At 35.4% G+C, this 22,595-nt stretch carries 13 protein-coding genes and 1 pseudogene; 8 read left to right on the plus strand and 6 right to left on the minus strand.

What is annotated here, in order from left to right; all coding sequences use genetic code 11:
• Positions 1-514: 514 nt before the first annotated feature.
• The 4 genes from F6K23_RS33935 (at position 515) to F6K23_RS33950 (ending at position 7,363) form a co-directional block, all read left to right on the plus strand.
• Complete coding sequence (locus F6K23_RS33935; protein ID WP_293164578.1) at positions 515-3,010, plus strand: HAD-IC family P-type ATPase; 2,496 nt, start codon at positions 515-517, stop codon at positions 3,008-3,010.
• 1,708 nt (positions 3,011-4,718) lie between these two features.
• Complete coding sequence (gene cax, locus F6K23_RS33940; protein WP_293164580.1) at positions 4,719-5,837, plus strand: calcium/proton exchanger; 1,119 nt, start codon at positions 4,719-4,721, stop codon at positions 5,835-5,837.
• A 278-nt stretch (positions 5,838-6,115) separates the two neighbouring features.
• Entirely contained in the window at positions 6,116-6,886 is a 771-nt protein-coding gene (hisF, locus tag F6K23_RS33945) for an imidazole glycerol phosphate synthase subunit HisF (RefSeq protein WP_287243806.1), read from the plus strand.
• A gap of 264 nt (positions 6,887-7,150) precedes the next feature.
• Positions 7,151-7,363, plus strand: coding sequence for a hypothetical protein (locus F6K23_RS33950; RefSeq protein WP_124142948.1), 213 nt, complete (start codon positions 7,151-7,153; stop codon positions 7,361-7,363).
• 1,044 nt (positions 7,364-8,407) lie between these two features.
• Here F6K23_RS33950 and F6K23_RS33955 read toward each other — a convergent pair.
• Both F6K23_RS33955 and F6K23_RS33960 read right to left on the minus strand, forming a co-directional pair.
• Positions 8,408-9,061 (minus strand): hypothetical protein, encoded by a 654-nt coding sequence (locus tag F6K23_RS33955; RefSeq protein ID WP_293164582.1) that lies wholly within the window; start codon positions 9,059-9,061, stop codon positions 8,408-8,410.
• An 853-nt stretch (positions 9,062-9,914) separates the two neighbouring features.
• On the minus strand, positions 9,915-11,945 hold the full coding sequence (locus F6K23_RS33960; RefSeq protein WP_293164584.1) for a flavin-dependent dehydrogenase: 2,031 nt from the start codon (positions 11,943-11,945) through the stop codon (positions 9,915-9,917).
• Between the two features lie 305 nt (positions 11,946-12,250).
• Between F6K23_RS33960 and F6K23_RS33965 the strand changes: the two genes are divergently transcribed.
• Positions 12,251-12,484 carry a hypothetical protein gene (locus F6K23_RS33965; protein WP_287243801.1) on the plus strand — a complete coding sequence of 78 codons (234 nt, stop codon included), beginning with the start codon at positions 12,251-12,253 and terminating at the stop codon, positions 12,482-12,484.
• A gap of 902 nt (positions 12,485-13,386) precedes the next feature.
• On the opposite strand, the gene F6K23_RS33970 is transcribed toward F6K23_RS33965, so the two are convergent.
• Positions 13,387-14,430: a tetratricopeptide repeat protein gene (locus tag F6K23_RS33970; RefSeq protein WP_293164586.1), complete on the minus strand. Its 1,044-nt coding sequence runs from the start codon at positions 14,428-14,430 to the stop codon at positions 13,387-13,389.
• A 316-nt stretch (positions 14,431-14,746) separates the two neighbouring features.
• Between F6K23_RS33970 and F6K23_RS33975 the strand changes: the two genes are divergently transcribed.
• Positions 14,747-15,187: a helix-turn-helix domain-containing protein gene (locus F6K23_RS33975; protein ID WP_287243798.1), complete on the plus strand. Its 441-nt coding sequence runs from the start codon at positions 14,747-14,749 to the stop codon at positions 15,185-15,187.
• Between the two features lie 362 nt (positions 15,188-15,549).
• Here F6K23_RS33975 and F6K23_RS33980 read toward each other — a convergent pair whose 3' ends face one another.
• From F6K23_RS33980 to F6K23_RS33990, 3 genes are all read right to left on the minus strand, one after another.
• Positions 15,550-17,268: an alpha/beta hydrolase gene (locus F6K23_RS33980; RefSeq protein WP_293164588.1), complete on the minus strand. Its 1,719-nt coding sequence runs from the start codon at positions 17,266-17,268 to the stop codon at positions 15,550-15,552.
• Positions 17,269-19,214: 1,946 nt separating this feature from the next.
• Complete coding sequence (locus F6K23_RS33985) at positions 19,215-19,376, minus strand: hypothetical protein (protein WP_293164590.1); 162 nt, start codon at positions 19,374-19,376, stop codon at positions 19,215-19,217.
• Positions 19,377-19,889: 513 nt separating this feature from the next.
• A complete protein-coding gene (locus tag F6K23_RS33990; RefSeq protein ID WP_293164592.1) occupies positions 19,890-21,245 on the minus strand; it encodes an FAD-binding oxidoreductase in 1,356 nt (451 codons plus the stop codon).
• 218 nt (positions 21,246-21,463) lie between these two features.
• Between F6K23_RS33990 and F6K23_RS33995 the strand changes: the two genes are divergently transcribed.
• A complete protein-coding gene (locus tag F6K23_RS33995; protein ID WP_293164594.1) occupies positions 21,464-21,907 on the plus strand; it encodes a DNA-binding protein in 444 nt (147 codons plus the stop codon).
• Between the two features lie 405 nt (positions 21,908-22,312).
• Positions 22,313-22,595, plus strand: a pseudogene (locus F6K23_RS34000) (hypothetical protein); the annotation flags it as partial.

The following is a 22,595-nucleotide window of genomic DNA, read 5'->3' on the forward strand; positions in this document are numbered from 1 at the left end:
TCTGTCGCCGACGCGGTAATGGGGTATGGTTTTGGAGTCTCCCAGGATGAAGCAAAAATGCTAACTTTTAGGGAATTCATAGATTTTACCTATTGTCTGTTATTTACTATACCAATTGCTCTCAAACCATTAGAAAATGGTAACAGCGATAATTTCAGTTGATATAGCAAGAAACGATTTGGTGTTTAACTTATGTTGATGATGAACCTGAGACAGAGAAAAGCTTTTGCCACTGTTCCCTCACAGGAGTGCCCATTCCCTCTCTTGGTTGATTGGATATGGTGAGGAGACCGTTCCCTACGGAACGCTGACGCGTTAACGTAGTTGTGCGCAAGCAAACATTATCCCTCGACCGCTTGCGTCTACCGCCGACACGGGGTTATACCGCTGTTCACTGCTATACCAACTTCAGTTAATTTATTGTCCCCAAAAGGCCATTAACTGAATATCAAAAACTTTTGCTGAAACTGTCAACACATAATTTTTTTTGAGATATATATTTAGCACAAATGCCATGATCGATCGCCAAGATATCAACCAGACTTCAATTACTCAGGGACTTACAGAAAATGAAGTTATTGCTCGTCGTACTGCGGGTCTAGGAAATCAGGTCAAATTACATACAAGTCGTTCCTATAGCCAGATATTAAAGGAAAACTTATTTACTTTTATCAATGCTGTTTTCTTAACTATTAGTATCGTTTTAATCTTTCTTTCTCGTTATGGTGATGCTTTCCTTGTGATCGTGGTTATTTTAGGTGGCGTTATAGTTAGTGTTTGCCAAGAAATATGGGCTAAACAAAAATTAGATCAAATTGCTTTATTAACAAGACCATTAGCTACCGTTATTCGAGAAAGTAAACAACAAAACATTGATCCCAGTGAAATCGTAGTCGGGGATATATTAGTTGCCCAGGCTGGAGATCAAATAGTGGTCGATGGCCAAATAGTAGGAGAAGGCCGAATTGAAGTGGACGAATCACTATTAACTGGAGAATCGGATCTAATTCTAAAACAAATGGGACAACCAGTTTATTCTGGTAGTTTTTGTGCTAGTGGTACTGCTTGTTATGAAGCTCAAAAAGTAGGAACTGAAAGTTTGGCCTATCAATTAACAGTTAGTGCCAGAGCATTCCGCCAAATTTACACTCCCCTTCAACAAGAAATTAACTTGGTGATTAGAGTATTTTTACTCTTGTCATGTTTTCTGTGGATACTTGTTGCCATTAACTGGTTTATCAGGATTTATACATTTGCTGACAGTGTACAATATGCTGCGGTAATTGCTGGCCTAGTACCAAGTGGGCTTTATTTGGCTATAACTCTTGCTTATGCCCTGGGTGCAGTCAAAATGGTGGGGCAGGAAGTTCTGATTCAGCAAGCTAATGCTGTGGAATCATTGAGCAATGTAGATGTTTTATGCTTGGACAAAACTGGCACATTAACAGCTAACCGAATTCGTTTACAGACTGTCTATCCTATAGGAATTAATGAAGTTAAGTTACGACATTTATTGGGTGATTATGCGGCTAGTACTACTGCTAAAAACCAGACAATAGAAGCAGTAGAAGATGTTTGCTCTGGACATCGACTGGAGCTAATTGCAGAAATTCCTTTTACTTCAGCTCGTAAATGGAGCGGTATGAGTTTTGAAGGTCAAAAAAGTTCAGATTCTGGAACATACATTTTTGGCGCTCCAGAAGTATTAGCGACAGTTACACCTCTAAGTACAGAAGTTACTCAGCAAATTCAAGAATTAGCTCAACAGGGTCTTCGAGTCCTTTTATTTACTCACAGCCCAAATATTGATAGCTTGAATAATGATTTGGAAAAGCCAGAACTACCTACTGAATTAACTCCTCTGGGAATTATTAGCTTTAAAGATGAACTAAGGCCAGAAGCTCGTGAGACGATACATGGTTTTTCTGAAGCTGGAATAGAGGTAAAGGTAATTTCAGGAGATAATCCTCAGACTGTGGCTGCTTTGGCCTTACAAGCTGGACTTGGCTCAGACATTCAAGTTATCTCTGGGGCGGAGTTGGCCGAACTAGATGAAGCTCAGTTTATTCAAGCTGCAGAAGCTAATACAATTTTTGGCCGTGTTACTCCAGAGCAGAAAGCTAAACTAATTCGCAGCTTTAAGGAGCAAGGTCATTATGTAGCCATGATTGGAGATGGGGTTAATGATGTTCTGTCATTGAAAGAGGCAAATTTGGCGATCGCTATGGAGGGTGGTAGTAAGGCCACTCGTAGTGTGGCGGATATTGTTTTGCTGAAAAATTCTTTTGGGTCTTTGCCTCATACTTTTCTGGAAGGACAACGCATTCGTAATGGTATACAGGATGTACTGAAACTGTTTATGATTAGGGTGTTTTGTGTCACCTTATTGATTTTTGCTACAGGATTTGTTGGTGGGACTTTCCCACTATTGAATAAGCATAGTGCGGTTGTTACTCTAATATCAGTGGGTTTTCCTAGTTTTTGTATTCCTCTGTGGGCAAAGTCGGGAATGTTGCCTCGTCGTAGTTTGGTGCGATCGCTACTCCACTTTACTTTACCTGCTACTTTGAGTCTTACTCTTGTCGCTTTGGGTGTTTATTTGGGTTATTTAGTTGTGACAGTGTTGGGTTCTCTTGAGGAAAATAGTCTGATGGATAATAGTGTAGTTATTAGTAATCAGCTTCTTTCTGTTCCTCGCAGTGCTTTAGTAACTATTATGATTTTGTGTGGTCTACTCTTAGTGCCTTTTCTGAAGCCCCCAATTAGGGTTTGGGTTGGTGGAGAACCTTTGAGTAGAGACTGGCGTTATTCCCTAGTTGCCTTGGCCTTGCTAGGAATCTATGTTGTAATTTTGGCTGTTCCGCCTCTACGTCAATTTTTTGAATTATCTTTACTAAGTGCCCATGATTATGTTGTGATTAGTTGGGTGGCTATAGTGTGGTGTTTATTATTACGTTATGTCTGGCGAGCCAAACTCCTAGACAAATTTTTAGGTGTGGACCTTGGTTAATGTTTGTTTATTATATAGACTTCTCCTGAAAAGAGGGAGTAGGGAGAAATAATTGATGATTTATGGGCGATAATTGATTTGATTTTTGATTATAGTAGTTTAACTTAAAAATGAGACGTTTTTTTGTCTGAAACTCCCTCATAGCAAGAAAGCTTTGTCTCAATCTAAGGTTAAATGACTATATCACCAGATGTTTAATTCCACATTCCGCACCACAAAATGTAGTATAGAATCAGGAGTCAGGAGACAGGAGACAGGAGACAGAATTTTAGAAGAAAATTATAGCTGCCGTGATTGAGTCATCATCAGAGCAAGTATTTATGCGTAAATTTTTTACTAGGAATTTGATGAACGAAAAAAGTATTGAGATGATTTGCATAGTATAAATACCTGCCAAGTTACAGATTCATATACTACTTTTAATGATACGCTCTTGAAGTGCGGAATGTGGGTTAATAGTAATAGTATTTTCTGTTGATTGCTACAGTAATATCAAATTCGGTTGAATACTTAGGGTCTGTCATCAATTAGAACTATAAGCTTTGTGAGTCAAGGTTTTTAGCGTCTGGAGTCTTTCCCGGCCAAAAGTTCAAAACTCTTGCTACATAGCACTTTCAGATTTAATTGATGACACGCCCTAGGGCTTGCTGATTAATTCTCGCGCGTATTGATAAATAAAGGTATTAGCCTTTTTGGGGTTCAAAAAAGTGCCAGCTTTTCGGTGCCTAGAGCTGCAAAAAGCTAGTATTTTGGGCTGGCTATGGTAGAACAATCTTGGGGCAATTCTTACTCCTGTCTCCTGTCTCCTGTCTCCTGTCTCCTACCCCTACAAAAAGACTAGTGAAGCGCAAACCCTACTTATTATAAAGTTGGGGGTGGGGAGTAGAGCAGTAGGGGAAATTGAATATTGAAGTAATTACAGAATGAACCTATCTCACTATTTTTAACAGGCTTATTTGTCTAAGTAAAATGTGTTGGAAAATCTTAATTTTTCGTTAAATAAATCAGTTTTCGTTCACTAATATACATAGCTAATTTTCTGACACATATAAGACGGAAGATCAACTTGGTTATCTAATTTTTTAGGTATTTCTATCAGTATACTTTATTGGTTTAATCGTTATTGGTATAATAGCAATTTGAAAAAAGAATGTGTTCGAATAATAAGTGCGACTAAAAGACAAGTTCAGGAAATGTCCCTTTGACAAAAAAGAGAATTTCCTACCTCAAAATCGGTATTAAAGCTATTCATTCTGACTCCTGACTCCTAAGAAATGGCAACTCGTGGTGTATACCAAAAAATGTATTTTCAAGTCCGCCAAAAACTATGAGCTAAACTGGGAAGAGATCGAGATTATATTGCTCTGTCAGGTTTGAATTGATAAATTATTGAGGTAGAATTTTACGCAAGGATTATGGGAATACAAAAAAGCAATTCTCAGAAAAATGGATTTTTATTTGGTTGAATCCTATACTACTTAAGAGTTTAAACTCATTTCAACTACTAATTTGCTATAATCAGTCTAGGATATCCAAAAAAATAGCCTATTTTTTCTATCTCTTACTTGGGTTTTTCGTATTTATCCTGATTTCTAACTCCTGAGTTCTTAACCCTAAATTATACCCACCCGCAAAATACTTTTTCAGCCAACCCTATTGATTGATTTTTGCCTAATTTCTGATTCACTAAACTGGGAATTTACACTTTATGTTAAATACACAAACAATCATTTCAATTTTATTAGTATTTATTCCAATTTCAATTGCAGGTAATTTCCTAGAATGGGGTTCATCAGCTATCTTTATTACATCTGCTATAGCAATTATTCCTTTAGCAGGTTGGATGGGTACAGCGACAGAAGAAATTGCTGTTGTTCTTGGTCCTAACTTAGGTGGATTATTGAATGCTACATTCGGAAATGCTACAGAATTAATTATTGGTATTATTGCTCTAAATGCTGGGTTAGTAAGCGTAGTTAAGGCGAGTATTACAGGTTCTATAATTGGTAACTTATTGTTAGTAATGGGTTTATCAATGTTTTTAGGTGGGCTACGTTTCAAAGAACAAAAATTTCAGTCTGTAGTAGCTCGTTTAAATGCTTCAGCAATGAATTTAGCTGTAATTGCAATTTTAGTTCCAACAGCCGTAAATGCTACTTCTGATGGTATTAGTCAAAATACTATGCAAAATTTGTCGGGTGCAGTAGCAGTAGTTTTAATTGCTGTTTATATACTCACCTTATTATTTTCCATGAAGACTCACTCTTATTTATATGAAGTTGGTGTGGCAGGTAATGAATCAGAAGATTCAGATTCTAATAGTGAATCAGAAGAACATTCTGAGCATAAACCTAATTTAGTACTGTGGATTTCTGTATTATTAGTAGCAACTTTAGCCGTAGCATTTGAATCAGAATTATTGGTTGATTCTCTCGAAGAAGCTACAGCAACTTTGGGATTAACTACTTTATTTACTGGGGTAATTGTAGTTCCAATTATTGGTAATGCTGCCGAACACGCTACGGCAGTTACTGTTGCTATGAAAAATAAAATGGATTTGTCTGTTTCAGTGGCAGTAGGTTCTAGTTTACAGATTGCTTTATTTGTAGCACCAGTGTTAATTTTGGCGGGTTTGTTACTAGGTCAACCAATGGATTTGAATTTTAATCCTTTTGAATTAGTAGCAGTAGTAGTAGCAGTATTAATTGCTAATTCTGTAAGTTCTGATGGTCGTTCTGATTGGTTAGAAGGAGCTTTATTATTAGCAGCTTACGCAGTTTTGGGATTAGCTTTCTATTACCATCCTGTCATTGAAGGATTAACTTAACGAAGTCAGAAGTCAGAATTCAGAAGTCAGAAGTTGTTTTTTGTAACGGGGATTTGAGCATGATTCCAAAAACATTTCGCCTTAAAAGGTGGGATTGCGCGACCCAATTATTTTGATAAAAAAACTTTCTCTTCTTTACTTCTTTCTTCTTTACTTCTTACTTCTTACTTCTTACTTCTTACTTCTTACTTCTTTCTTCTTTACTTCTTCCTTCTTTCTTCTTTACTTCTTCCTTCTTACTTCTTACTTCTTCCTTCTTCTATAAGTAATTTATTTCTATGCTGGCCAAAAGAATTTTACCTTGTCTTGATGTTAATGCGGGCCGAGTAGTTAAAGGTGTCAACTTTGTTGATCTTCAAGATGCTGGAGACCCTGTAGAACTGGCCCAAGTATATAATGATGCTGGTGCTGATGAATTGGTCTTTCTTGATATTACTGCTACTCACGAAGACCGAGGTACCATAATAGATGTGGTCTATAGGACTGCAGAGCAGGTTTTTATACCTCTAACAGTTGGTGGTGGTATCCAATCCTTAGAAAATATTAAAGATTTATTAAGAGCAGGTGCAGATAAAGTCAGTATAAATTCAGCAGCAGTGCGTAATCCTGACTTGATCGATCGGGCAAGTGACCGCTTCGGGAATCAATGTATCGTAGTAGCTATTGATGCCCGTCGTCGTCTAGACCCAGATAAATTAGGATGGGACGTTTATGTGCGGGGTGGACGAGAAAATACTGGTAAAGATGCAATATCTTGGGCATTGGAAGTGGAGAAAAGAGGTGCAGGAGAGCTTCTTGTTACAAGTATGGATGCTGATGGAACCCAAGCTGGTTATGATTTAGCGCTCACTAGAGCTATAGCAGAGAATGTTCAAATTCCAGTGGTTGCTTCTGGCGGTGCTGGTAACTGTCAGCACATTTTTGAGGCTTTAACTGAGGGTAGAGCAGAAGCGGCTTTACTTGCTTCGTTACTTCATTATGGTCAACTAAGCGTGTCGGAAATTAAGGATTATTTGGCTAACCATCAAGTTCCTGTGAGACATGGTTAAGGTGATTTTTAGATTTTTTGGCGTTGGTGAAAAGAGGTATGATATCCTCTCCGGATAAGAGCATGAACAAAAAAGTTTCTGCTTCTACTACTCTTTCTTCTTTTTTCTTTCCTCCTGACTCCTGAGTTCTGACTCCTGACTCCTAAATAATTAAGATTAATATCATACACGCGCTTCACCAACGCCGATTTTTTTAGTAAAAAAATTAGGGTGTTTTTTTAAGAAATGTTGTTAGAATAGAGGAACTGTTACAAAATGTAACTTATGTTATTCACTATTCTAATTCTTGATGTGGCCTTAGTGGCTTGGTCTCTGCATCTCATGCAGGAATCATTCAATCATCGAGAATTTTCCCTAATGCTAGCTGGTATTTTAGTTGCTACATCTGCTGCTGCAATGATGGTAGTTTATTTTCTGATGGGTACTTGCATGACTCACCTAACTCAAATGTCTCAACACTCCTATGCATATTTTTAAGCTTCTCTTGAAGATATAATGTCCCTGAATACCCTATACCTTAAATATAATCCCATAGGGATGTTGTTGAATTTTTTTAATTAATTTCTTGTCTGTTGACAACACTATAAAAAATCGGCGTTGTACAGTGACAAATGATTTTAGATTTTTGATTGAATTGGATTTTGGATGAGTCAATTGCTAGAATTATTAATATTAGGTTTTTTTTAGTCAAAGTATAAACTAATTTTTGGCAATATCATTCCATAATGCGCAACCCCAAAAAATCAGGTCTAAATATATTAAGACTTTAGCTATAGGTTTTTTTTAGTTAAAGTATAAACTAATTTTTGGCAATATCATTCCATAATGCGCAACCCCAAAAAATCAGGTCTAAATATATTAAGACTTTAGCTAGGGGTTATTGCCTTTTTGGTATCTATTAGTAATCGATCAATGAAGCTATGAGGAGGTGGGAATACAGGGAGGTAGGGAGTATTTTTTTACCTTTTTCCCCTATTCCTTTTTTACCGAATTATTAATTATTAATTATTAATTATTAAATAATTCAGGTTTAAAGCCTCCCCTTTTAAGGGGAAAAAGCGGTTGAGGGATGGCGAGGTCCCCTCGCCATATCCAATCAACCAAGACAGCGGTCGTTTGCGGAGCAGTCCGTTAGGATGGGATGGCGAGGTCTCCTCGCCATATCCAATCGACCAAGAGAAAAGAAACAATATCTCCTTATATTCAATTCCGTAGCGGTTTTAACCAGAGGTAATTATCAATTATCAATTATCCATTATCCATTAATGAAATCTCCTGATTCCTGACTCCTGGTAAAAAAAACTTAATTGTGGACAAAGAGACCAAATGGGTTCTATAAGTATTCTTAGTTAGAGCAGAGCGATCATGCAACGAAAATCAAGAAAGTGTGTGCCAGATCATTAACAAATAATTAATTGTTTGTTTAAGCCTAAAGCTATCAGTTAGTATCTTTAAAATTACTAGAGAAAGGCAAAAGAATTAGAGTGATTGGGAAAAACCAGCTTTTTACTTGTAACTCCCTTAGTTGAGCAAATGTTCGTTTTGTAATTTTTTCATCTCTTCCCTAACTTCAATTGCTATTTCTAGAGCTTCGTTAAGTAATTTTCCATGTTCGCTAGCTTTGTCATTAATTTGCAAAGCTGTCAAAGTATTAAAATTAAAGGTAAATAAGTCTGTATTTTTATTAACAAATTTCTGATTTTCCCGAATAATTCGCTCGGTTTTCAAAGCTCTAGTTAAATCTTCTCTAATTAGTTTTAGAGCTTCCATAATTTTGGTGCGATTACTTAATTTAACTTGAGGGTTCCCAGCAGCTTCAATTTTGTCATTAATAGCGATCGCTTGAACTATCGAATTATATTTATCTACATCCTCAAACAATCTAATCAGACGTTGATTTTTACGAGTCATAAATATTTTATAGATATCTTCTAAAAATAATCCTATTGTCATACTTAAATAAATAACTATTAATAATAAATGGTGTTTATTTAAGATTTCTACTGCTATTATCCAGTAACTAACTAATAAAAGCAAAGCTATTAGTAAACTTTTCAAACCTTCTAATAAATATTTAGTTTTGGTGGGCGGTCGCAATATTTTACCTAAACTTACTCCACTTAGATGTTTAAGTTCACCCTTTGTAATTTCTAATCCTTCTAAATCTAACCGCATAATTCTTTGAAATTTTTAGTTCTAACTATGGAGTGAAGTTGGGGAAAACATAGATGTTTTATTAATTGATAATTGATAATTAGGGTTTGCGTATGGAAAGTCTTTTTGCTGGGGTAGGAGACAGGAGACAGGAGACAGGAGACAGGAAGAACGGGGAATGAGCGAGGAGGTAGGAGCGGGCGTTTTGTCTCTCAATTTTTCTGCCATAATCATCCCAAGATACTAGCATGCATGAGCTTTTTCCACCGAAAAGCTGGTACTTTTTTCAACTCTAAAACGCTAAAACCTTTATATGTTAATGCTTTTAGAATTAATCAGCAAACCCTAATCACCTCTGGTTAAAACCGAGATGATTGAATATAAAGAAATATCCTAGCACTTTTTTTTCCCCTTAAAAGGGGAGGCTTTAAACCTGAATTATTAATTATTAATTATTAATTATTCGGTAACAGAAGAAAGAAGGAAGAAGAAAGAAGGCAAAATTTTACGCTGTCCGAGTTTTAAGCTTTTAATCTGTCCTGGTTTTTTCCTTCCACTGCTATATTTTCCGGTTATTCTCAACTCTCTAGCCAATCCTCTTCTTTATAAGAATAGGTAATTATTAATTATTAATTGTTAATTATTGATTGTTGAACATACCCATAAATTTGATTGTGAGAGATTTTTTTGTTAATGAGCAATGAAATAATATAGCGTTTTTTAATTTACTAAGATACAGTTTTTTTCTGATTTTCTATTCAGTTTACGCGACCAAAAAACTTTCTCCTTCTATTCCTCTTTCTTCTTCTTTTTTCTCTCCTGACTCCTGACTCCTGACTCCTGACTCCTAAGTAATTAAGATTAATATCATACACTAATTCACCAACACCGATTTTTGTAGTGTAAATTTCACTTTTGGTTGACCAGCATTATAAGTTAAGGCATAACTATTAGCTAATATCCAAAACCATAAACTAGGATAACGAGGTTCTAACCAAGGTTGAATCCAGCGGGCAAAACTAGGCAACCATCCTAATAGGAAATTCATTAAACTAAACAAGGTGAAATTGATATAACTTATTGTCCAGAGTAATACTTCCTGAAAGTTGATAAAATCTAGAATCCACAATAAAAGATAAGGATTTTTTCTAGCTGCTTTGAGAGCTAATCTGGTAAAAGTAAACCAATTAGCCCTATCTTTAATAAAAGTATCTGCTACTTCTGGAGGTTCCTCTGCTAATAATCCAAAAAATGTATTCAATATAGAATTAATTCTTTGGGGAGGTAAAAACTTTCCAGTTGGTACCATCATGCCTTTAGAAAATAACCAAGTAACAGCAATATTACTTTGATAAGCACGAATTTGATTTAAGTGATTAGCGCTGAGTAAATCATATTTTAAAGCAGTATCTAGAAGATCGGTTAAACGAGGTAAATTTCTGACTAAAGAACCAAAACCAGTAAACACTAAAGGAGATTGGAGAGAAGCAGCATCGCCAATACAAATTAAACGGTCAAAAGCCACCTGGCGATCGCTACCTTTGATACTAAAATGCCCAGGAATATAACCAAAGGTTGGCTTTTTCCAGACTAATTTATCCATGTCACACCGTCGATATTCTGGCAAAATTGCGAAAAAATCTTCGTACATTTCTAACAAAGAACCAGGATTTTCAGGATGAACTTGATGGTAATGAAATAAATAAATTGCTAACTCATTACCAGCACCAGGGAACAACTCCCAAATTAATTGTCTGCCACGAGAAATATCGCCATGACTATTGAGAACATCTCCATAATTTGAATCCCAAACTTCTGGTTCAATTCCACCATCAATTACTGCTCCAACTGTCGGACAAATACTATCAAAAGCACGTTTACCATTTAACTGCCAAGCAATTGGAGAAGCACTACCCATAGCATCTACTAATAAACGCCCACAGAAAATTTGTTCAGTTTTGTTAGATAGATTTTGAGTATAAACTACAACTTTTTCTGGATAAACTTCAGCTTTAATAAATTCTGTTTCATCTACAATTTTTCCTCCTGATTCTTGTAGTTTTATCCCAGATAAAGTGAGTGCTTTTTCTGAATCTAATGCCACATTTAAAACTGTAGGAGTATGCAGAATTGCAGCCTTAGCAAAATCAGGGTTATTACTATCAAAAAATTTGTTAAAACCGTCTTTATATTCTCTAGCAATTAAACCTTCTATTTCTGCAGCAGTAAATAAACCCAAGTCAATTAAACTTTGTAGTTCGGAGCGAGAAATATTCCACTCTCGATTCATTTTCCCAAAAGTCAAACGTTCTAATAATAATACTTTGTACCCCAATTTTGCCATCACAGCTGCATGAATAACTCCCAGAGCGCCACCAACATAGATCAGGTCATATTCAACAGAATTATTATTTGTTCCTAACTCCTTTTTCCACACTACTTGTTTTGGTGTTTGAGGATTTTTAACTGATTCGCGCCAACGTTTTTCCCACCAGTATAAACGTTTCAGATCGTATTCCCCTTGAGGCATTTTTTGAAAGTATTTTGCAGTCAGAGGATAATCAGATGCTAAAGCTGTAAAAATTGACTGATTTGATAGGTCAATTATGGGAGGTTCTGGATAATTTAAAGGAAATTCTTTTCTCAAGTTGGTAGTCAAAGATGAAATGAATTGTTTTTGTATTGAAGATACATTTCCTTGAGCAAAAACTTTGAGATAAGTAGTTCGTTGTAATGACCAGGTAAATACAGAAAATTCCTGAGTAGGATCTTCAGAAAATTTCATAACAAAACCATCTGAAGTAAGAATTTTATCACCGAACTTTGGTTGAAATTTATGCTGTAACCATTGACAAACAGTTTTTGTATCTGGCGTTGGTACTTCTAGGTAAAGAATTTCTTTCATCTGTTTTTTTGGGAATTAATTTTTAATCTTAAAGTTGACAGTATTTTAATTTATGCTATTATCGTTAGATAAAACTTTAATTTAATATAAAAGTTTACAATATTTTCTACTATGAAGTATACCCAAGAGAAATTTTCCTTTGGGTAGTATTTTTTTAAGTTTCTACTCTCTCTTGATAGGTTTTAAAGATAAATCTGTCTCTAGATGACTATCTTCAATTAGTAAACTTCGTTCAAGCCAACAAAATAGTTTAGCCTCAATCAGTAGAGTAGTGAAAAAATCTCAAAGACACTAAGGGAGTAGAGATGAATTATCCTGTACCTACAAGCGATCAAGAAGTAATTGCTTTGCGACAACAGCCAGTTAGTGATGAACTTGTCGCTCTAGCTATAGCTGGTATAGTTAATGTTGCTCATTCTCAAGGAAAATCTATAGAGGAATTGAAGGAGGAGATTCTTGCGGATGATCGTTTATTAAATATGGCCCAAAGACAATTGCTCAGTCAGATCCTTAATGAAGCTTGGGAGTATTTGCTGTGACTTATATCATGTCCGGTTGAATACTTAATAAATAACGACGGAGGAGGACCGAGTCAGGAGGACCGAGTCAGGAGGACCGAGTCAGGAGGGAAGAAAGAAAAAAAGATGGAAGAAGAAATTTTCTGATTGTTAATTAAGCGGACATGATATTACAAGAAGAAGGAAGAAGGAAAAATATGGCATTGCATATTTGCCGGATAAATTAGTGTGGTGGCGTTGTATATTTGCACATTGGAATTATAGTTTTAGAGAAAGAGAAAGTATAAAGATGAGATTTACCTTTTCTGCAAAGATTCATCTCTTGGTTCAGCAATGCCGAAGGAAAAATATGACTTTGTCTGAGTTTGAAGCTTTTGATCTGTTCTAACCTTTCCTTAGACTGCTATCTATAATACCAATTTGAAAAAAGAATGCTACAAAAAGGTAGACCTTGCTCGAATATGCTTAAAAATAGCTATTCCAGTTCATTTTAGATAGTTATTTATATTGTTTTTCCCTTTTTTTCAATATTTATCCCTTCTTCCTTCTTTCCTCTTCCTTCTTTCGTACGGACGCCCTTATGCAACGTCCCTACCATTTGTAACAAACATTTATCAAATTGGTATAATACCAATTACTAGGGTGCATCTCAATGTTGAATAAAGCCAAAAATTTATCGCTTTTAGGGAACAGGCAACAGGGAATAGGGAATAGGGAATATATAGGAAAAAAGTATTTTTGCAAATATGAGATGCACCCAATTACTATGCATTAATGCTTAACTTAGGTAGCACTTCAATTATTAAGTAGGGCTTTAGGAGCGCATTAATTAATTATTATTCTGTTTACTTCTCCCTCACTCCCCTACTCCCCTACTCCCCTAACTGACTCCTGAGGACTGACTCCTTTTCCTGCCATTAAATCTAATTTTGTTGAAATTTATCTAACATATCTACTGCAATTTTTTGATTATCAGAATCGCCATCCAATCCAAAGAAAAAAGCCGCCTGCTGAAAATTTTCCATCGCCTCACTTTGATTTCCAATTAAGTAGTAAACTATCCCCCTATTAAAGTATGACTTAGGATTATTAGCATCAATCTTGATAGATTTATTTAAATCTTGAAGAGCCTTTTTCTGCTCTCCTATTTGTAGATATTCATCGCCTCGATAATAATAAGCTTCGGCATTTTCAGGATTAATTTCTATAGCCTTATTAAAGTTAGTTATCGCTGCTATTCTTCTTCCCAATTGAGAATAAGCAACTCCCCTACTTAAGTAAGCTTCACTTTGACCAGGATTGAGACTTATAGCTTTATTTAAATCCTTAATAGCACCTTGATAATTTCCTGCTTCCATCTTTTGTTTAGCCTGATTATTCAGATTAATTGCCTCTTTAGCCAAATTAAATCTTTGAGTTATTACTTGATGATTTTCTCGATAAAGTTTGAGTTTTTTTCTAGCTTCTGGATATGAAAAACTTTCTTCAGGAATTTCTTCTAATAAATTAATTGCGTATTGCCATTTTTGTTGTGCTTGATACCAAGTATCAACAGGATGAGGAGGATTTTGTACTAATAAAGCTGCTGACATTGCAGATTGTTTTGCTAACCTTAAATAGATTAATCCATGTTCTGCTAAATATAGTTTTCGCTTAACTGCAATGAGTTGATAATTTAGTTTAGTTATTTCTCTAGATACAGGTTGTAAAGGTACACCAGGCAGTTGAATAACTTGTTCTAAAGTATCTATTGCTTCTGGCAATTGAGCTAAAGCTGCTCTAAGTTGATTAACATCAGAATCTTGATTAAGATCTCCTAAATTAGCTATTTTTGCTTGAACTATAGCTATGGATTTTTTTTGTACATTATTTAGCCAAAAAATTGAAATGCCGTAACCTAAAGCCAGGATAAGTATAATAACTTTGACTGGGTTTTTCTGACCCATAGTTGCTCCTTTCAATTTCATCAGTAAAGCAATTACCACATCGCGTATTAGCCGTTAGCTTTTTTTATTTACCATATCTTATACCAATTTTATCGCAATAGTAAAATGAAGAGAGAAGAAGAGCTAAAGGTAAAACAATGATAGAAATAGGTAGGAAAAAGAATTGGGTCGGGTTCTTCAAAATATAAATTTTCAATTTCATTTTTGTAGCATTTTTTTTGATAAATGGTATTACCTAAAAAAAAATATCAGAATAATTTACTTTTTTACATGCTACAGATATGATAGAAAAGATTTTTATATGAGAATAGCAGTATGGACTTGAGAGGAAACAAATATGGCCGGGGTATGTAAAATAGAAATTACAGAAACAGTCCCAGAACTCAAAACATTGTTAAATGGCCAAAAAACTGCTAGTGGCTTTCAGAAGATTCAGGCACTATATCTATTTAAAATTGGTCAAGTGACAACTGTCAAAGAATTGGCAGTTACTTTAGGAGTAAATCGGATTACAGTACAAAGGTGGTTGAGACAATATCGTAAAGAAGGATTATCAGGGTTATTACAGGTAAAACAAAGTGGGGGGCGCAAACCAGCAATCCCACCAGAAGCGCGAGATGGGTTGCAAAAACGACTTAACGACCCCAATAATGGTTTTCAGAGTTATGGAGAAATTCAAAAATGGTTGAAAGAAGAATATAATATTAATGCTTCTTACAAAGCAGTTTATTCCACAGTTAGATATCAGTTAAAAGGTAAACTCACAAAAAATAAGTAGTATGGTGCTTTATATCATGTCCGGTTGAATACTTACAAATTAACAATGAACGGAGTCAGTCCTCAGGAGTCAATAGGGAAAAAGAAGCAACAGGAGAAGAAAGTTTTGATCGTGTTTGCGTAGCATTCTGTAGGAAAGCGGAACAGAGTATCTATCGCGCTATTAAACAACATGATATTACTTAGGCAACAGGTAATCAAAAAACCGATCGCAAATTCATGTAGAGCAGGACAAAATTTTCTGACCATCTGTCTGAATGTGTATTATTATAATCATAAAGTGCGGAATGATTTAGGTTTGCTAATATTATTTCCCATAGCTCACATACCACTCTTTAGATACCCAACCGGAGATAGTTTTAATTAGTTTTTTCTTGCCTGTTTCAATGTTTTACTTAACTGAGTTTCTGACAAAGACCGCACAAAACTCAGATTAAAAGGTTTTTCGCCGATGCTCTGAGCATAAGATGCTTGTAAATATGAACTATATTCAGGGCGATCGGCAACATGGGTTTGGAAGAATGCTAAACCAAAAGCATTAGCATAACCATTGACTACGTCTGGATCTGGTTGAATCAACTCTGCTAGAGAAGTGAAACTATTTTCTCTAATTGCCCCAAAATCAATATTGATATGATCTGCTCCCTCTGTTAAGACCAAATATTTATCAGGAGTTGTCAACCAAGTAAAAGAGTTTGCTTGTTCTAAAACAATAGGAGTAATTTTATCTTCACTAGCACTTCCCCACAAAACAGGTAACTCAATCTGACTCAAACCAGCTTTTCCAAATAAACTACTATTGACTGGATCGAGTACAAATATTCCTGCAATTCTATCATCTTTCAAATTATATTTTTGAGGCTTCAATTCCAAAGCACGACACTGTAGCAGCAGCGACATATTTAAAACTTCCATTTGTGGGCCACAGTCTTGTTTGAGTTGCTGAAAGTTAATCTCTGCACCTGCTAAAGCAAAGGCAGTATAAGCACCAAAAGAATGACCAAATATACCTACCTTTTTCAGGTTTAATTGATTGTGGAATTGATATTGATTTAACTGCTCTAATTGATTTAATAAGAAAGAAATATCCAAGGGGCGGTCAATAAATTCATTGCCATGGAACATATCCTTAGTTTTACCTGCTAAAAATTTCTGGATATATTCATAATCACTACCTGGATGTTGGGGTAAAGCAACAGCAAATCCATAAGAAGCTAAATGTTTAGCTAAACTTTCAAAATTAACTCCATTAGAACCTAAACCGTGAGAAATTACAACTACAGGAATTGATATTTCTGCTGAAGAGATATTGGGTAAATAAAGTTGTACTGAAAAATTGCGATCGCGCCCTTCATCTTGCAGGATAATTTGTTGCTTTGAAAAGCTATATTTTCCTTTTTTCCTAATGTCTGGTAACTGAGAAAAATCAACCTTTTCTTCTCTGTAAGCTTCTGTTTTTGTGAGATTTGCTACAGTTTCTATAAAAGTTTTTGTATCTTCTTGTACAGCAGCGATTTTTTCAGTTACAGCAAAAATTTCTTTTGTATCGAACCATATAGTATCACTGGGAAAATGACGGATAAAATTTATGATAGTTAAGCCTTCAGCATCATTTGCCGCCTTTAATAAAGCAGTTCTAATTTCCTCAGCACCATTTTCAGCAGTAGTTAAATTCTCATTCTCAGAATTTGATGAAGTTTTGATTACTTGCCCTAAATTTTTCAGGAATAATTCTCCCATAGGGGACTTGATAAATTGAGAGACTATCTGAGGAGGAAAATTATAGCGGTTTTGTAATATATCCCGATATTTATCTTCTTTTTCAGCTTCTAAAAGTAGCATATAACTAGCTAGTTCATAGCTAATTTCTCCCGTTTTGGCATAATCTTCTAATGCTGATACAGGAATCAAAATATTTAGACCTTTATGACCTAGAGAAATCTGCTTTGCTGCATTCACTGGCAAAGCAGTTAAAAGAGCAGGAATTATGCTTATAGTTAGAGATTTGAACCATTGGTTCAAAGTAGAATAATTGCTTTTTTTATTGTTGATTTTTTTTGCTGTAAATACTTGATTTTTCACTATTAATATTACTCCTAATTACTCCTAATTACTCCTATAATTAATAACTTTTCAGCCGTCTATTCTGCTTTTCGAGAAAGCATACTAACCCTAAAGTTGTTAATACTAGACAAATAAATATACTATCCCCTAATAAATTTTGGCTTTATCGGAGGGATAATTCTATATAACTAATTGAGATTAATTCCGGTTTGCAGAAAAAAAATGTTTACCGTTTTCTCTAAATTTTTATCGGAAATCACAGTACCTTTGAAGATACTATAATTCAGTATGTCAGAGTGTTAATTGACTTTTTGCATCGTTTTATACTGATTTTTTTTCGTCAATTTATAATATTATTTACCAACAAATAAATCAAAATATTAAATCAGTAATTGAACATTTAACTTGCATATATTTCTAAAAGCACATAAGAAAAATAGAAGGATTTAGTAAATTTTGCACTCTTACAGTAACTAAAAATCAGAAGCAAACTAAATGTGTAGTTTGTTTGCAACTGTGTATTGATAGCTAAAACACATCATATTAATATTTCTGAAGCGAGATAATCCATTGCTTTTTCCACTAGCTGTTGGAAGGATAGCTATCAGAATATAATCTATTATCTCATATTAAATCTATTTAATTAATTACAATAGAACTTCTTAAGATTCTTTTGTCAAGTAATCTCTAAAACATTACAGACATGAGAATCAAGTCTTAATCCAGTATGCTAGAAACAATGAAAAAGGGAGTGTTACAGTGTATTCGTTGGTTTATGAAGTACAGTAGGGAGCAGGGAGCAGTAGGGACGTTCACGCAACGTCCCTAGGGACACGAGAACATTTATGTAAGTCAATTTAAAATTGTTTAATAATTAGATGAAAGGTAAGACGTTGAGTGTAAATAGTTAAATATTATCTAACATTGACAGAGCTTTTAATCCCCTGTAAACATCAGATTTTTTTTGAGGATTCAGGTTAATTATCTGTTAACAATATCAACTAAATAATCCCCAGCAATCCCCCACAGGTCACTATACATACCCATCCAAAAATTGCTATGTATTCTATCTTTTCTTGGAGCTTATGTTCATCTACAAATGTAATTTTGAACACCGGATTTTTTGATGAATTTACCTTGATAAAATCAACCAGTATCAGCAATAGCGATAAGTCAAATTAAATTAGTCAAACCTTGTACATTACCTAGTGCAGCTACGCGGAAGTTAAAAGTCAAAATTCATGCATCGAGTGCTAATTGGCGAGGTGTCCTACGGGGCGCCTACTGTGCGGAAGTAATTCCGCACACAGCCCCTCCAGAATGTAAGATGCACTCAAGACAGTCAATCATTTTTGATTTGTAATTGTTTTAGGATTTTGTAAATGGTCAGTTATTTCGGTTGTGCAGAGCGTAAAGTGTGGGATAAGTAAGTAGGGCTGGTCAATAATCATCTAAAAGCACTCTCAAGAGTGAGTTTTTCGGATTTTTGTCGGGAAAAAAGTGCAAATTTTTCAGCCTTTACAGCGGTTTTCATTTGGATAGACCACAGTAGGGACGTTCCATGGAACGTCCCTACAAGGTTTGATCTGTGAAGATGTGGTTCATCAATTTGAAAAACGCTGTAAGATCAAATCCGTTTAATTGGACATCAAAAAAATCTCGAATCGTCATCACTAATAAATGTTTGTGATTCTTTCTCCTCCTGAGGACTGATATAAAATCCGGTTATATAGTATATATTCATTATTCAATCTCCCCATCTCCCCCAACAATACAATTAAGTATTCAACCGGATCTGATATTACTCCTAACTCCTAACTCCTAACTCTTAACTCCTAACTCTTAACTCCTTACTCCTTACTCCTAACTCCTAACTCCTTACTCATTAATCCTTACTTCTCAGTAATACGATAACTAATTACCCGGATTCTATATGAGGAGTGTCTCCTCAAGACTTAACCAATCTATAACTGTTTAACCGGATTTGAGGTCAGACCATAAAAGCTATGATCAGTGGCAGACTTGCACAAAAAGATACAGCTACAGTTATTCCTTCTACTTCCCACCCGGACCACACTTCCCACCCGGACCACACTTCCTTGACGCACTACCGTTATTTCTGCCATCCTGCACTAGACTTCCCTCTAGATTATATCCACCTGTTTTACAATCTTTAAACATGGCGAGATAGACGTATTCCTACTACTGAGCAGTTACGCCAAGAGTTAGAAACGTGGAGTCAACAGCGGAATCAAAATCTTAGCAAGGTGGTTTGGCGTTTTTCCACGCTTCGATGCTAGAGTCAAACTGCAACATCTTTCTCTTTATCCTGTATTTGAAACTTCCAAACATCAATAACTCCCCCGGATTGTTCACCTTCACTATCAACCAGTAGCGATATAGCTGCCGCTAGACTCCGCCCAACGCTTATTTTTTGATTTTTTACTGTCTATTCAAGAGCGATTGCTATCGTCTTTATTTCTGACTCCTACCTTCAAAAAATTTTATACCGATGCTACCGGATTTGATATGACGAGTTATTTTTTCCTTCATTAAATCATCTTGAGCAGTTGAGCTTTTTTCTAACAGAGGAAATAAGTCTGCTCCTTACCTCCATAGAAAAACTCTAATAATTTTTTCTATCTCTCTAACCAAGCTTTCATTTTTCCAGGATTTAATAATCCGTAGGGGTCTACCTTTTTCTTAAATTCTAACTGTTCAAAGTCTGTAGTTTTCATTCCTCCATCTTCCAAAATATAGGTATGAGGATTAAAAATATTTACCCCATTTTTTTCGTGATATTCAATAATTTCATTTAGTCGTTCTTCTGAAGTATAACGGACAATTTGTAATCCTACTGGTGTAGTTTTACCATCCATTCGCATAAATTCTAAGTGCATGATTACTTCATCACCAAAATGCCGATACATTTTTTCTACAAGTGCTAGATTTCTATCAGCAGGAAAACCACTTTGTAAATAAGTCAAATTTGTATCTACACTCCGAGCGTGTAACGTCGTATGATTCCAAGTAAACTCATATATTGGTGTACCCTTACTTGCCTCTTGAGCAGTTTTTTCATAACAAATTTCACCTTTAAATTCTTTAACTAAATCCTGAAAAGACTCCAAACTATATTCAGATACCATCAAAAAAGCACAATGTTTTCCTTCAGGAATTGAACTTTTTACCCCAGCAAAAAAACTAGGTATCGGCCAAGCAAAAACAGTAATTAATTTTTTGACTATTCCATCACTATCTCCCAATGCTTGACCAAATTTTGCACAGGTCATAAAGTCGTCAAAAGTTACTATTAATTCTGCCCAAGGATAAGTAGGAGCTAGAGGTATTTCTAACTGAGTAATAATTCCATTTGTTCCATAAGCATGATTAACTTTTTGTACATTATCGCCACGCAATTCTATAACTCTTGGTTCCTCTTCCATAGTCACAACTCGCACGGCAGAAACATTACCTCGATCTCTCAATCCACCATAATTAATTGAACCAATTCCACTACTACCACCACCGATAAAACCGCCAATTGTAGCAGTACGATAAGTTGAGGGAAACATCCTGATTTCCCAACCAATTTCTCTTGTTTTTTTATCTAATGCTACTAATTTTACTCCTGGTTCTACGCAAGATAAACCAGGTTTTATCCAATTAATTTTATTCATTTTTGTAGTGTCGAGAACTACCCCTCCTTCTAAAGGAATACATTGCCCATAGTTACCAGTTCCAGCACCTCTAACTGTTAAAGGTGCTTGATATTTAACGCAAGTTTTAGCTATTTGTAAAACCTCTGCTTCATTGGTGGGACGAACAACTAAATTAGCTCTTTTATCTTTTAGTTGCGATTGTAAAATAGGGCTGAAATGATAATAGTCTAAGGATAGTTTAATAACTTGATTTGGTTCAGTAATAATTTCGATATTTTTTAGTTCTGAGGCTAATGTTTCCCAATTTATTTGTTTTGTTTCAGTTGTTGTCATTGGTATTTTGAGTAAAAAGTTATTTTAACATTATTATGTACGATTCGCTTGAAAAGTAGTCATTGCGACCAGAGGAATAAATCCCCTAAACCCTTGATATTGCTTGATTTAACTCCGTTCCAGTCGCAATGACTTGACTATAGTAATTATCCTAGTTTAATATTATAGCAATTTTCGTAAGTATTCAGCTGGGAAACAGTTATAGGAGGTTAATTGCCATGAATTTTATTAAACTTGGTAGACTGGCCAAAAGTTTAACAGGAGCGATCGCTGCTTATATAAGTTTTTTCTCAATTGTCATTGTCACCCCTACTCTTGCTAAAACTCCCATAGGAGAATTACAACGTGGTGACAATGCGACTATTTCCGGGCAAGTAATAGGAATTTCGGGCGATGAATTTATGCTTGATGATGGCACAGGAAAAATTTTAGTTGATACTGACGATCGGGAACTCACAAATTTATCAGTGGGAGAGCAAGTAAAAGTAATAGGAGAGTACGACGATGATGATTTTGATGCTTTTTCTATTACTCGCCAAGATGGAAATGTAATTAATATTCAGTCAAATGATGATGATGATGACTATGATGACGATGACTATGATGACGATGACTATGATGATGATGACTATGATGACGATGACTATGATGATGACGACTAATATAGAATGGCGTTGGTGATTTGAGGTATGATCTCATGTCCGGATAAGAGCGTGATAGAACTCCGTGACCTTTACGCGACCAAAAAACTTTCTCCTTCTACTCCGGTTTCTTCTTATTTCTTCCCTCCTGACTCGGTCCTCCTGACTTCCCCTCCTGGGAGCAGGGGGGCACGCGGGTGGGTTGACTCCTAAAGAATTAAGATGAATACCATACACGCGCTTCACCAACGCCAAAAGCTTTTAATTTCGACAATAATTTTCCTTCCTTTTTTTTTCAACTAAATTTAAAAAAGGAGTCCCGCGTTGTAATCTATGATTCAGCGCCGGGAGGAATTAGTGAAGAGCAAATAAAATGAAGCTTCATTGTTGATTGATATTTTTCACCTTTTGAAGTATCGTATAAGAATGAAGCAAATAACAACTATATCCTGTAAATTAAAGGTCAGCCCAGAAGTGGCAAAAGAAATAGAAGCCACTATGGAAATGTTTGCTAATGCTTGTCAGTATGTACACAAAAACAGTGACAAAAAACTGACAAATCATGTGGCCATGCAAGCCTTAATGTACGGTACAGTTAGAGAAAAGTTTCAGTTATCAGCACAAACTACAATTCACGCCATTAGACGAGTATGTTCTAATCGCAAAACTTCTATTACTAATCATATTCAAAAAGAATTAACTTTTGCAC

Origin of the sequence: Okeania sp. SIO2C9 (assembly GCF_010672455.1) — a bacterium.
Lineage (GTDB): Bacteria > Cyanobacteriota > Cyanobacteriia > Cyanobacteriales > Microcoleaceae > Okeania.